This window comes from Sinomonas notoginsengisoli (assembly GCF_021554725.1).
Lineage (GTDB): Bacteria > Actinomycetota > Actinomycetes > Actinomycetales > Micrococcaceae > Sinomonas > Sinomonas notoginsengisoli.
Genome location: NZ_JAIZDP010000001.1, coordinates 575,899 through 588,976, shown reverse-complemented (window position 1 = coordinate 588,976; position 13,078 = coordinate 575,899). Strand labels below are relative to the sequence as shown.

Here is a 13,078-nt window from a genome sequence, read left to right as displayed (position 1 = left end):
GCATGTCGCGCCACACCCTGTCCGTGCTGGTCGAGGACAAGCCCGGCGTCCTGACGCGTGTCGCGGGTCTCTTCGCCCGCCGCGCGTTCAACATCCACTCCCTCGCTGTGGGCCCCACGGAGGTCGACGGCGTCTCACGGGTCACCGTGGTGGTGGACGCCGAGGGCGATCTCCTCGAGCAGGTGACCAAGCAGCTGAACAAGCTCGTGAACGTCATCAAGATCGTCGAGCTCCTCCCTGAGAGCTCGGTCCAGCGGGACCACCTGCTCATCAAGGTTCGGGCCGACGCGGTCACACGCCTGCAGGTGACACAGGCCGTGGACCTGTTCCGCGCCTCAATCGTCGACGTCTCCACCGATTCGCTCGTCGTCGAGGCCACCGGCACCACCGAGAAGATCCAGGCGCTGCTGAGCGTCCTCGAGCCGTTCGGCGTCCGCGAGATCGTCCAGTCCGGAACGCTCGCGGTCGGCCGCGGCTCGCGGTCCATGAGCGACCGCGCACTCCGCGCCAGCTAGACCCCCTTACCTGAATCCAAGTCAAGGAGACAAGAAGTGACAGAGCTGTACTACGACGACGACGCAGACCTCTCGATCATCCAGGGCCGGAAGGTCGCCGTGATCGGGTACGGCAGCCAGGGCCATGCCCATGCCCTCAACCTGCGCGACTCCGGCGTCGACGTCCGCGTCGGCCTTCAGCAGGGCAGCAAGAGCCGTGCCAAGGCGGAGGAGCAGGGCCTGCGCGTTCTGACCCCGCGCGAGGCGGCGCAGGAGGCCGCCGTCGTCGTGATCCTCGCCCCCGACCAGGTCCAGCGCCACCTGTACGCCGACGAGATCGCTGCCGCCCTCAAGGAAGGCGACGCCCTCGTCTTCGGACATGGCTTCAACATCCGCTTCGGCTACATCCAGCCGCCGGCCGGCGTCGACGTCATCCTGGTTGCCCCCAAGGCCCCCGGCCACACCGTACGCCGCGAATTCGTGGCCGGCCGCGGCATCCCGGATATCATCGCCGTCGAGCAGGACGCCTCGGGGAAGGCCTGGGACCTCGCCAAGTCCTACGCGAAGGGGATCGGCGGCACTCGCGCCGGTGTCATCAAGACCACCTTCACCGAGGAGACCGAGACTGACCTCTTCGGCGAGCAGGCCGTGCTCTGCGGTGGCGTGTCCCACCTCGTCCAGGCGGGCTTCGAGACCCTGACCGAGGCCGGCTACCAGCCCGAGATCGCCTACTTCGAGGTTCTCCACGAGCTCAAGCTCATCGTGGACCTCATGTGGGAGGGCGGCATCGCCAAGCAGCGCTGGAGCATCTCCGACACCGCCGAGTACGGCGACTACGTTTCCGGCCCGCGCGTCATCTCCCCGGCCGTCAAGGAGTCGATGAAGGAGATCCTCGCGGACATCCAGTCCGGTGCGTTCGCGAAGCGCTTCATCGACGACCAGGACAATGGTGCCAAGGAGTTCCTCGAGCTCCGCGAGAAGGAGGCCGGCCACCCCATCGAGGCCACTGGCCGCGCTCTGCGCTCCCACTTCTCCTGGAAGCAGCAGGACGCCGACTACACCGAGGGCTCGGCCGCGCGCTGACCCAATTGACCGCAGCGGCGGGCGGGACGAACGCCCGCCGCTGCGGCCTCCGGGCCGGCACCCGACCCGAGACCACACCCCGTTCCGCCACCCTCTGCCCCACCCCTGCCTGATCTGGAGAGCCCCCAGTGACCACCAAGCCCGTCGTCCTCCTCGCCGAAGAACTCTCTCCCGCCACCATCGCCGCGCTCGGCCCGGACTTCGAGATCCGGTACACCGACGGTGCCGACCGCTCCCAGCTCCTGCCGGCAATAGCCGACGTGGACGCGATCCTCATCCGCTCCGCGACTCAGCTCGACTCAGAAGCCATCGAGGCGGCGAAGAAGCTCAAGGTCATCGCCCGCGCAGGCGTCGGTCTCGACAACGTGGACATCAAGGCCGCCACCCAGGCAGGCGTCATGGTGGTGAACGCTCCGACCTCGAACATCGTCTCGGCGGCCGAGCTCACATGTGGCCACATCCTGAGCCTCGCGCGGAACATCCCGGCGGCGAACGTCTCGCTCAAGGGCGGGGCCTGGAAGCGCTCCAAGTACGCTGGCACGGAGCTCCTGGACAAGAAGCTCGGCGTGATAGGGCTCGGACGCATCGGCGCCCTAGTCGCCGCCCGCATGCAGGCGTTCGAGATGGAGGTCCTCGCGTACGACCCGTACGTGACCGCCGCCCGCGCCGCGCAGCTCAACGTCAAGCTCGTCACCCTCGACGAGCTCCTCGCCCAGAGCGACTTCATCACGATCCACATGCCCAAGACCCCGGAGACCGTGGGGATGCTCGGCAAGGACGCGTTTGCGAAGATGAAGTCCACCGCGTACGTGGTCAACGTGGCCCGCGGCGGCCTCGTCGACGAGGAGGCCCTCGCCCAGGCACTCGAGGACGGGCAGATCGGCGGTGCCGGAATCGACGTCTTCGCCAAGGAGCCGAGCACCGACCTGCCGTTCTTCGGCAATGAGAATGTCGTCGTGACCCCGCATCTCGGAGCCTCGACCGACGAGGCCCAGGAGAAGGCGGGCATCTCGGTCGCCAAGAGCGTACGCCTCGCCCTCGCAGGCGAGCTCGTGCCCGACGCCGTGAACGTCGCAGGCGGCGTCATCGCGCCTGAGGTCCGTCCGGGCATCCCGCTCATCGAGAAGCTCGGGCGCATCTTCACCGCGCTTGCCCACGACTCGGTGACCCAGATCGACGTGGAGGTCGCCGGCGAGATCGCTGCACTCGACGTGAAGTCCCTCGAGCTCGCCGCGTTGAAGGGCGTCTTCACCGATGTCGTGTCGGAGAAGGTCTCCTACGTCAACGCGCCGGTGCTCGCGGAGCAGCGCGGCGTGGCCGTGCGCCTCCTGACCACGACGGACGCCGAGGACTACCGCAACGTCCTCACGATCCGCGGCCTCCTGCAGGACGGCACGCAGGTCTCCGTGGCCGGCACCCTCACCGGGCCGAAGCAGGTCCAGAAGCTCGTGGGCATCAACGGCTACGACGTCGAGATCCCCATCTCCGAGCACCTTGTGGTCATGTTCTACTCGGACCGCCCCGGCGTCATCGGAACGATCGGCCACATCCTCGGCATGAACGAGATCAACATCGCCGGCATGCAGGTCGCGCGGGCGGACGCGACGGGCCAGGCCATGGCCCTCCTCACGGTCGATTCCGCCATCCCCTCCACCGTCCTCGACACGGTCAAGGGCGAGATCGGCGCGACCGTACTGCGCGAGGTCGACCTCGAGGACTGATCGAACGCATGCCGCCAGCGGCGGGCACGGACGACGGCGATCCTCACCGCACGCGGTGGGGGTCGCCGTCGTGCGTGGCGGGGTTCCGCAGAGGCCTCCGGTGTGCGTTCGCCCCAGCTTTCGTCGTTGCACGGCGTATCCGGTAATTTCGTAGGGTGACGTCCGCATCTGAGAAGGCTCCCTTCTACCTCACCACAGCCATCACGTACCCCAATGGCGCCCCCCACATCGGCCACGCCTACGAGTACATCTCCGCCGATGCGATGGCCCGCTTCAAGCGGCTCGACGGATCCGACGTCTTCTTCCTCACCGGCACCGACGAGCATGGGCTCAAGATCGCCCAGGCCGCCGAAAAGGAGGGGATTACCCCCAAGGAGTTCGTGGACCGCCAGGCCGCGGTCTACCGGGACGTCCATGAGCTCCTCGGCACGAGCTACGACCGGCTCATCCGAACCACTGATCCGGACCACTACGCGGCCGCCCAGCACATCTGGAAGCGTATGGAGGCCAACGGGGACATCTACCTCGGCAAGTACGAGGGCTGGTACTCCGTGCGAGACGAGGCCTTCTACCCGGAGGACGAGACGGTGGAGCGAGACGGCGTGCGGTACTCGAAGGAGACCGACACCGAGCTCACCTGGACGGCCGAGGAGAGCTACTTCTTCCGCCTGTCCGCCTATCAGGACAAGCTTCTCGCGTATTACGAGTCGCACCCCGAGTTCGGTGCGCCGCAGTACCGGTTCAATGAGGTCATCTCGTTCGTCAAGCACGGCCTTGAGGACCTCTCGATCTCACGTACCTCGTTCGACTGGGGTGTGCCCGTCCCGGACGCGCCCGGCCACGTCATGTACGTGTGGGTGGATGCCCTGACCAACTACCTCACCGGCGTCGGGTATCCGGAGACGTCGTCGGAGCAGTTCACGAAGTACTGGCCCGCGGATGTGCACATCATCGGCAAGGACATCTCCCGCTTCCACGCGATCTACTGGCCCGCGTTCCTCATGAGCGCGGGGCTCGAGCTTCCCCGGCGGGTGATGATCCACGGGTTCCTGCAGAACAACGGCGTCAAGATGTCCAAGTCCTTGGGCAACGTCGTGGCGCCCGCGGACATGATCGCCCAGTATGGCCTCGACTCGGTCCGCTACTTCCTTCTGCGCGAGGTGCCGTACGGCGCTGACGGCAGCTACAGCCACGAGGCGATCGTGGGCCGCATGAACGCCGACCTTGCCAACAACCTCGGCAACTTGGCCCAGCGGTCTCTCTCGATGGTCGCCAAGAACCTGGACGGGGTCGTGCCGGAGCCCGGCGAGTTCACCGAAGCTGACCGCGAGATCCTCGACGCCGCCCGATCGCTGCTCGCGTCGGTGCGGGCCTCGTTTGACAAGCAGGAGTTCTCCCGCGCGCTGGAGGCGATCTGGGCGGTGCTGGGGGACACAAACGCGTACTTCGCTGACCAGGCGCCATGGGTGCTGCGCAAGACTGACCCGGCCCGCATGGCGACTGTCCTGTATGTGACACTCGAGGTGGTCCGGAAGGTCGCGCTGCTCGTGCAGCCTGTGATGCCGGGTTCCGCGGCGAAGCTCCTCGAGGTGCTCGGGCAGCCTGAGGGCGACACCCGCCAGTTCGCCGCGCTCACGGTGCCGATCGCGCCCGGCACGCAGCTCCCGGCGCCCGTCCCGGTCTTCCCCAAGTACGAGGAACCGAAGGAAACCTGACCCCCGCCGAGGTCACATTGAGGTCCATGGGGGTAGCGTGCCTTCTCGGGCTGGTATCGGCTGCTCCCTGGCGCTCCATGTGGACAAGTTGGGTGCTCCGACGTTGGGTGGGCTGCCTCTGGGCGCGATTTCGGCGCCCCTAGAGATGACTTCGGCCATCGCTCCGTCCGGATGGTGAGACTGATGTGACCAGCATGTGGATCTCCGCGCTAGCCTGAATCCATGACGCAGACTCAACTCGACCTCGCAGTGATCCCCGGAGACGGCATTGGGCCTGAAGTGACGGCCGAAGCTCTCAAGGTCCTCCACAGGGCGCTCGAGGGAACGGGGCTAGAGGTCAAGGAGACGCACTACAGCCTCGGGGCGGAGCACTGGCTCGCCACCGGCGAGACGCTCTCCGAGGAGACCCTCGCGGACATCCGAGGCCGCGACGCGATCCTGTTCGGCGCGGTGGGCGCAGCCCCCGGTGACGCGCGCATCCCGTCAGGGATCCTCGAGCGGGACATCCTGCTCAAGCTGCGCTTCAGCCTCGACCACTGCGTGAACCTCCGCCCGTCCCGCCTGTACGCGGGCGTGCCGAGCCCGCTCGCGGACCCGGGCGAGATCGACTTCGTCGTGGTCCGCGAAGGCACGGAGGGCCCCTACACGGGCAACGGCGGCGCGCTGCGTGTCGGCACGCCGCACGAGATCGCCACCGAGGTCTCGGTCAACACCACGTACGGCGTGGAGCGCGTGGTCCGCGAGGCGTTTCGCCGGGCCACCACCCGCCGCAACAAGGTCACGCTGGTCCACAAGCACAACGTGCTCGTCCACGCTGGCCACCTGTGGCGTCGCACAGTCGAGGCCGTCGCCGCCGACTTCCCCGACGTGGAGCACGACTACCTGCACGTCGATGCCGCGATGATCTTCCTCGTTACAGACCCGTCCCGGTTCGACGTCATCGTCACGGACAACCTGTTCGGCGACATCCTCACCGATCTCGCCGGCGCGGTCACGGGCGGCATCGGGCTCGCGGCGAGCGGCAATATCAACCTCGACGGCACGGCGCCCTCCATGTTCGAGCCCGTCCACGGCTCGGCCCCCGACATCGCCGGCCAGCAGAAGGCCGACCCGACCGCCGCAATCCTCTCTGCCGCCCTCCTGCTGGACCACATCGGCCAGCCCGAGGCTGCCGCGCGCGTCCAGAGCGCGGTCTCGGCGGACGTTGAATCGCGTGCCGCCGGCGGGGCCCGCACTACTGCGGCCGTCGGCGATTCGGTCGCGTCCCGCCTGTAGCGCGCCGAACAGGCAGGAGCGTACGACGGCGGGCGCGCACCCGCCGTCGTACGCTCCCGTTTCCGGCCCAACCCCGAGGCGTAAGCTGGTTGCACTGACAGGCTCCGGGCCCTGCGGCAGAGGCGCCGTGCGCCCGAATGATGTGGAGGAATCATGACCCAGAACGCCCTCGGCGTTGAATTCACACGGCGGCTCTCGGAGAACCCGAAGACCGCCGAGGAGCGTGCGGCCGTCCTGGCGAACCCGGGTTTCGGCCACTACTTCACCGACCACACCGCCGTCATCGACTTCACCGTCGATGCCGAGGGCAACGGCGGCTGGTCCAACGCGCGGATCGAGCCGTACGGGCCGATCCCGATGGACCCGGCCGCGGCCGTCCTGCACTACGGCCAGGAGATCTTCGAGGGGCTCAAGGCGTACCGCCATGCGGACGGCAGTGTGTGGACGTTCCGCCCGGAGGCCAACGCCCGCCGGTTCAACAAGTCGGCCAAGCGCCTCGCGCTGCCGGAGCTGCCCGCCGAGGCGTTCGTCGAGTCGCTGCGCCAACTCGTCTCCGTGGACAAGGACTGGGTGCCGGCCGAGGAAGGCGAGTCCCTGTACCTGCGACCGTTCATGATCGCCACTGAGGCGTTCCTCGGCGTGCGCCCGGCCCGCGAGGTCTCCTACCGCGTCATTGCATCCCCAGCGGGCAACTACTTCGGCGGAGAGCTCAAGCCCGTCTCCATCTGGCTGTCGGAGAACTACGCGCGTGCCGGGCACGGCGGCACGGGCGAGGCGAAGTGCGGCGGCAACTACGCGGCGTCGCTCGCAGCGCAGATCGAGGCCGAGGAGAACGGCTGCAAGCAGGTCCTGTTCCTCGATCCGACCAACGACAACGCGGTGGACGAGCTCGGCGGCATGAATGTGTTCTTCGTCTTCACGGACGGCACGCTTGTCACGCCGGCTCTCAATGGCAACATCCTCCACGGCGTCACCCGTGACTCGGTCCTCCAGCTCGCCTCCGACCGCGGTCTGACCGTCCAGGAGCGCAAGATCACGATCGACGAGTGGCGCAAGGCGACTGCCGACGGCACGCTCGCCGAGGTCTTCGCGTGCGGCACCGCGGCTGTGATCACGCCGATCGGCGAGCTCAAGACCAAGGAAGGCTCGCTCGTGACCCCGCCCCTGCCGGAGGACTCGGTGGCGATGAGCATCCGCGAGCAGCTCCTGGGGATCCAGACTGGCACAGTCGAGGACCTGCACGGGTGGCTCACGCAGCTCGCGTAGCAGCAGAACCAGGCAGCGCACGACGGCGCGTCCCCGGCTGAGGTGGGGACGCGCCGTCGCCCGTCGGAGCTGACTACGAGCCCCGCAGAGGGCAGGCGCCGTGCGACCTCTCCCGCGGTAGGGTGAACCCATGCGCATTGCCCGTTGTGTCAACATTTCCTCCGAGGATTCGGCGCCCTTCTACGGAGTGGTCCAGGGGGAGCCCGGCCGTGAGACGGTCGCCGCCATCAAGGGCGACCCCTTCTTCAACGGGGTCGAGCCGACAGGCGAGACCCACTCGCTCGACGACGTCCGCCTCCTCGCGCCAATCATCCCGCGCAGCAAGATCGTGGGGATCGGCCGCAATTACTCGGATCACGCGAAGGAAATGGGCAATGACCTGCCCACCGAGCCGTCCATGTTCCTCGTGGCCAACACCGCAGTGGTCGGCCCGGGCGATCCCGTGGTGCTTCCCGAGTGGACCGAGGAGGTCTCCTACGAGGGAGAGCTCTGCATCGTGATCGGGCGCATCTGCAAGGACGTCCCGGCCGAGAGGGTGCCGGACGTGATCTTCGGCTACACGGTGGGCAATGACCTCACCGCGCGGGACAAGCAGCGCGCCGATCTCCAGTGGGCCCGCGCGAAGTCGTTCGACACGTCCAAGCCGCTCGGCCCGTGGATCGAGACCGAGCTCGATGTCGAGGACCTCCGCCTCACCACGAAGCTCAACGGCGTGGTCAAGCAGGACGGCACCACGGCGGACATGGTCTTCGGTGTCAACGAGCTCGTCGCGGCGGCGTCCTCAGCGTTCACTCTCCTGCCCGGCGACGTCATCATGACCGGCACCCCGGCCGGCGTCGGCCTCGTGAAGGAGGGCGATCGCGTCGAGGTCGAGATCGAGTGCCTCGGAACGCTCGCGAACCCGGTCGTGCGCCGCTAGCTGCCAGCGGGCGAGAAGGCCGGAGCGAAGAGCCGGGCCGAGCCGTGCAGGACGGCGCACACGACGGCGGGTGGGCGGCGAGCGTCCCCCGGACAAGGGGCCGTCGTTCGCGCCTCTAGAATGGATGTCACTATGACTTCCTCGTCCGCTGAGCACCTGCTCGACCCTGCCTCCATCCCCTCCGTCAACGCCGACACGCCGGTGCGCGTGCGCTTCTGCCCGTCCCCGACGGGGACCCCGCACGTCGGCATGGTCCGCACGGCCCTGTTCAACTGGGCCTATGCGCGCCACACGGGGGGCACGTTCGTCTTCCGGATTGAGGACACGGATGTGCAGCGGGACACCGAGGAGAGCTACGAGCAGATCGTCGAGGCCCTGCGCTGGCTCGGCCTCACCTGGGACGAGGGTATCGATGTGGGCGGGCCGCACGAGCCGTACCGGCAGTCCCGGCGTCTGGACCTCTACCAGGACGTGGCCGCGAAGCTCAAGGACGCCGGCTTCCTGTACGAGTCCTTCTCGACCCCGGCCGAGATCGAGGCGCGCCATAAGGCGGCCGGCCGCGACCCCAAACTCGGGTATGACAACTCCGACCGCGACCTGGACGAGGAGCAGAAGGCCGCGTTCCGGGCGGAGGGCCGCGAGCCCGTACTGCGGTTCAAGATGCCCGAGGAGGATGTGGTCTTCAACGACCTCATCCGCGGGGAAATCCGCTTCAAGGCCGGCTCGGTGCCGGACTTCGTCGTGGTCCGTGCGGATGGCTCGCCGCTGTACACTCTCGTGAATCCGGTCGATGACGCACTCATGGGCATCACCCACGTGCTCCGCGGCGAGGACCTGCTCTCCTCGACCCCTCGCCAGGTTGCGCTCTACTACGCGCTGCACGCTGTGGGCGTCGCGAGCTACATGCCGCTGTTCGGCCACCTCCCGTACGTCATGGGGGAGGGCAACAAGAAGCTCTCCAAGCGCGACCCCCAGTCGAACCTGTTCCACCACCGTGACCGCGGCTTCATCCCCGAGGGCCTCCTGAACTACCTCGCGCTGCTGGGCTGGTCCCTCTCCGCGGATGAGGACATCTTCACCGTGGATCAGTTAACCGCAGCATTCGATATCGCCGATGTGCTGCCCAATCCCGCCCGCTTCGACGTGAAGAAGGCCGAGGCGATCAACGGAACCCACGTGCGCATGCTGGAGGCGCTCGACTTCCGCGACCGCCTCGTGCCGTACCTGCGCTCGGCAGGCCTTGTGGGGGAGACCCTCTCCGCCCGGCAGGAGGAGATCCTCACGGAGGCGGCCCCGCTCATCCAGGAGCGCATCGCCCTCCTCGGCGAGGCGCCGGAGATGCTCGGTTTCCTCTTCGCCGAGGACTCGGCCATTGAGGTCGCCTCGGATGCGCTCAAGGGCATGCCCGAGAACCTCGCCGAGGTGCTTGACGCCGCCCTGGCTGCGCTCGAGCCGTTGGTCGACTGGACCGCCGAGTCGATCCAGACTGCCCTGCGGGCTGCCCTCGTGGACGGCCTCGGGATCAAGCCGCGCCTCGCGTTCGGCCCCGTTCGCACTGCGGTGTCCGGCCGCCGCATCTCCCCGCCGCTCTTCGAGTCCATGGTGATCCTGGGCAAGGAGTCCTCGCTTGCGCGCCTCAAGGCCTTCCGTGGCTGAGGCCGTGGCGGAGCCGGGGGCGGCGGCCCCTATGGTGGTTCCGGCCGAGGCGACGTACGACGGCGAGTCCTCACCCGCCGTCGTACGCGGCGGCATGGGTGTGGGGACGGCACGCGTGCGGGGCGTCCTGCTCGACATCGACGAGACGCTCGTAGACCTCGAGGGCGCCATGGACCTCGCGCTGCGCGAGGTGAGCGCGGCCCTGCTGCCCGGCCTCTCCGAGGCTGAGTGGGTCACGTTCTGCCGTATCTTCACGCGCGGGTCGGATGACATCTATGACCGCTACATGGCCCGGGAGGTCACTTTCGCCCAGCAGCGCGTCCTGCGTGCCGAGCGGTGCCTCGCGCATTTCGGTGCTGCCTTCGAGTCGGGGGCGCAGGCCGCGCAATGGCTTGAGGCGTACGAGACGGCGCAACCGGGCTACGTCCGCGCGTTCGACGACGTGGCCCCCCTTCTCGACGCACTCGAGGCTGCCGGCATCGCCTACGGCGCGGTGAGCAACAACGTGCACGACTACCAGCGCGCGAAGCTTGACCATGCAGGCCTGGCGCGCATTGGCGTGCTGGTGGGCATCGATGCCGTCGGCGTGGCCAAGCCGGACCCGGCCATTTTCCGAGAGGGCCTGCGGCAGCTCGGGACTCTCGCCGAGGAGACGGTGTACGTGGGGGACAATCCCGCGCACGATGTGATCGGCGCCGCCAGCGCAGGCATCCGCGGTATTTGGCTCAACCGCCGTGCCACGGTCCTCCCCCCCGACGCAGCACGATTGGTGCCCGAACAGGTCGTAACCCTCAGAGAAATCCCGGTGCTCCTCGGCCTCTCCTGAGCGTCTTGCGACTCCTCGGCGCCGCGTCGCGAAGGGCTTCCTGGGCGTCTGCGTCGATTTGTGGCACCAGAGAGCATCGGGTAAAGTAATTACTCGTGCTGAGGGGCACGGTGAGGCATGGAGAGATCCTGCTGCCCAGCCCGGAAGACACCTTGGGATATGGTGTAATTGGCAACACTACGGTTTCTGGTACCGTCATTCTAGGTTCGAGTCCTGGTATCCCAGCTCCGGACACCCGCCCATGGGCAGGGAAGAAGGAATGCTCAGATCAGAGCACGGTAAAGTACCACGGCCCCATCGTATAGCGGCCTAGTACGCCGCCCTCTCACGGCGGTAACGCGGGTTCGAATCCCGCTGGGGTCACGGAGAGAGTTCCGGCGAACGCTGGGACTTTTTCTTCATGCGCCTTCCCCGTCGGAAGGCAGGAGCGTCCGTGGCGACAATGGTCGGCGCGATCGGCGCAGTGCTCGGCCCCATCGTATAGCGGCCTAGTACGCCGCCCTCTCACGGCGGTAACGCGGGTTCGAATCCCGCTGGGGTCACCTGATGAAGGGCCCAGTCCATGCGGACTGGGCCCTTCTGCTCGTCCCCAAGCCTTGTGCGCGAGGCGGATGCCAATCCAGCACCGCGGCCCCTCGGCCGGGCTGCAGCTTTCGTGCCCGGGGCTGAGAGCCGCGGGAGGCTCAGCCGAAGGCCGCCTGGACTTTCAGGAGAGTGCGGAGGTTGCGAGTCGTGGTGCTTGCCTTGAAGGCAGGCTTGGCCGACGCCTTGGACAGGGGAGCGTCGAGCGTAGCCCCGCGGGGACACTGCCACGCGAGCGCGCGCGGCGACAGGCGGGTGTAGTCGCCATCCCGCGGGTCACCCGCAAGGGCCCTCGCGCTGTCGAGAAGGCTGTCGAGCGCTGTCGGGTCCGAGGTGAGCGTGATGTAGGTGTGGACAGCGGGGTCATCCGGGGGATAGGGGCATGAACTGACGAGCGAGCCGACCTCGTCCTTCGACAGGAGGACCACCCACGCGTCATACCCGAATGCGGTGCGGAGGGCGTCCTCAACGAGATCCTTGAGCTCCTCCCTGTCCGCGTCCGTGCTGAGGACGGCGTTGCCGCTGGCGAGCAGGGTCTTGACTCCCGTGACCGGCAGTGCGGCGAGCGCTGTGCGCAGGTCAGCCATCCTGATGGTGATGCCGCCCACGTTCACGCCGCGCAGGAACACCGCATAATCAGGCACTGGTCACTCCCGCCGGTCGGCTCCGTCAGCGAGGCCGGCGGCTCAGTCGTTGCCCTTTCGCAGGGCCTCGGTCAGCAGCCGTCCGGCGTTGCACACGACTTCAGCATGCTGGCGGCCCGGCTGGCGGGTCAAGCGCTCGATGGGTCCGGAGATGGACACCGCCGCAATGACCCGGCCCGAGGGCCCCCGCACCGGGGCGGAGACCGAGGCGACCCCAGGCTCGCGCTCGCCGAGGGACTGAGCCCAGCCGCGGCGTCGGACGCCGGCCAGGACGGTGGGGGTGAAGCGCGCCTGGTTCAGCCCCTCGAGCAGCCTGTCGTGGTCCTCCCAGGCCACGAGGACCTGTGCGGCCGAGCCTGCCTTCATCGTCAGCTGGGTGCCCACGGGGATCGTGTCGCGGAGTCCCACGGGACGTTCGGCCGAGGCCACGCAGACGCGCGAGTCGCCCTGGCGGCGGAAGATCTGCGCGCTCTCCCCGGTCGCGTCCCGGAGCTGGACGAGAATCGGCCCGGCGGCGGCGATGAGGCGGTCCTCGCCGGCAGCGGAGGCGAGCTCGACGAGGCGGGAGCCGAGCACGAACCTTCCCTGCATGTCCCGGGCCACGAGCCGGTGATGCACGAGGGCGAGTGCGAGGCGGTGGACGGTGGGGCGGGCCAAGCCGGTCGCAGCCACGAGCTGGGCGAGGGTGGTCGGGCCCGCCTCGAGTGCGTCGAGCACGAGGGCAGCCTTGTCGATCACTCCAACGCCACTAGAATTGTCCATAGGATGATATTGGCGTCTCATTATCTGAGATGCAAGTCGGTGGGGTGGCCAGTTTGGGCCCTCCGCTGGTCCACTGGTACAGAGACAGCCACGGAGGCTGGCCAGGCACACTGGCACGAGCTGGAGGGAGTAGGC

General features: G+C 67.9%; 11 protein-coding genes and 3 tRNA genes. 12 read left to right on the top strand and 2 right to left on the bottom strand.

Translation table 11 applies throughout. The annotated features are described in order from the left end of the window. The first annotated feature begins 2 nt into the window (after positions 1-2). The 12 genes from ilvN to LF262_RS02640 all read left to right on the top strand — a co-directional run bounded on the left by ilvN (position 3) and on the right by LF262_RS02640 (position 11,497). Positions 3-515, top strand: a complete 513-nt coding sequence (ilvN, locus tag LF262_RS02695) for an acetolactate synthase small subunit (RefSeq protein ID WP_235778718.1) — start codon at positions 3-5, stop codon at positions 513-515. 36 nt (positions 516-551) lie between these two features. Next, positions 552-1,577, top strand: coding sequence for a ketol-acid reductoisomerase (ilvC, locus tag LF262_RS02690; protein WP_235778717.1), 1,026 nt, complete (start codon positions 552-554; stop codon positions 1,575-1,577). Positions 1,578-1,705: 128 nt separating this feature from the next. After that, on the top strand, positions 1,706-3,298 hold the full coding sequence (serA, locus tag LF262_RS02685; RefSeq protein ID WP_235778716.1) for a phosphoglycerate dehydrogenase: 1,593 nt from the start codon (positions 1,706-1,708) through the stop codon (positions 3,296-3,298). A gap of 155 nt (positions 3,299-3,453) precedes the next feature. After that, on the top strand, positions 3,454-5,013 hold the full coding sequence (metG, locus tag LF262_RS02680) for a methionine--tRNA ligase (protein ID WP_235778715.1): 1,560 nt from the start codon (positions 3,454-3,456) through the stop codon (positions 5,011-5,013). Positions 5,014-5,235: 222 nt separating this feature from the next. Further along, complete coding sequence (locus LF262_RS02675) at positions 5,236-6,288, top strand: 3-isopropylmalate dehydrogenase (RefSeq protein WP_235778714.1); 1,053 nt, start codon at positions 5,236-5,238, stop codon at positions 6,286-6,288. Positions 6,289-6,441: 153 nt separating this feature from the next. Continuing rightward, positions 6,442-7,554, top strand: coding sequence for a branched-chain amino acid aminotransferase (locus LF262_RS02670; RefSeq protein WP_235778713.1), 1,113 nt, complete (start codon positions 6,442-6,444; stop codon positions 7,552-7,554). A gap of 130 nt (positions 7,555-7,684) precedes the next feature. Next, a complete protein-coding gene (locus LF262_RS02665; protein WP_235778712.1) occupies positions 7,685-8,473 on the top strand; it encodes a fumarylacetoacetate hydrolase family protein in 789 nt (262 codons plus the stop codon). Between the two features lie 132 nt (positions 8,474-8,605). Beyond that, entirely contained in the window at positions 8,606-10,129 is a 1,524-nt protein-coding gene (gene gltX / locus LF262_RS02660) for a glutamate--tRNA ligase (protein WP_235778711.1), read from the top strand. Then, positions 10,122-10,955, top strand: coding sequence for an HAD family hydrolase (locus LF262_RS02655; RefSeq protein ID WP_372462710.1), 834 nt, complete (start codon positions 10,122-10,124; stop codon positions 10,953-10,955). Before gltX ends, LF262_RS02655 begins: the two co-directional genes overlap by 8 nt. 153 nt (positions 10,956-11,108) lie before the next feature. Beyond that, positions 11,109-11,180 (top strand) — tRNA-Gln (locus tag LF262_RS02650). 65 nt (positions 11,181-11,245) lie between these two features. Continuing rightward, positions 11,246-11,318: transfer RNA gene (locus LF262_RS02645), tRNA-Glu, on the top strand. Between the two features lie 106 nt (positions 11,319-11,424). Beyond that, a tRNA-Glu gene (locus LF262_RS02640) sits at positions 11,425-11,497 on the top strand. 141 nt (positions 11,498-11,638) lie between these two features. On the opposite strand, the gene LF262_RS02635 is transcribed toward LF262_RS02640, so the two are convergent. Both LF262_RS02635 and LF262_RS02630 read right to left on the bottom strand, forming a co-directional pair. Further along, a complete protein-coding gene (locus tag LF262_RS02635; protein ID WP_235778710.1) occupies positions 11,639-12,181 on the bottom strand; it encodes a DUF1697 domain-containing protein in 543 nt (180 codons plus the stop codon). A 42-nt stretch (positions 12,182-12,223) separates the two neighbouring features. Continuing rightward, the gene (locus tag LF262_RS02630) at positions 12,224-12,943 is read right to left on the bottom strand and encodes an IclR family transcriptional regulator (RefSeq protein ID WP_235778709.1); all 720 of its coding nucleotides are present in this window, start codon (positions 12,941-12,943) and stop codon (positions 12,224-12,226) included. Positions 12,944-13,078: the final 135 nt, after the last annotated feature.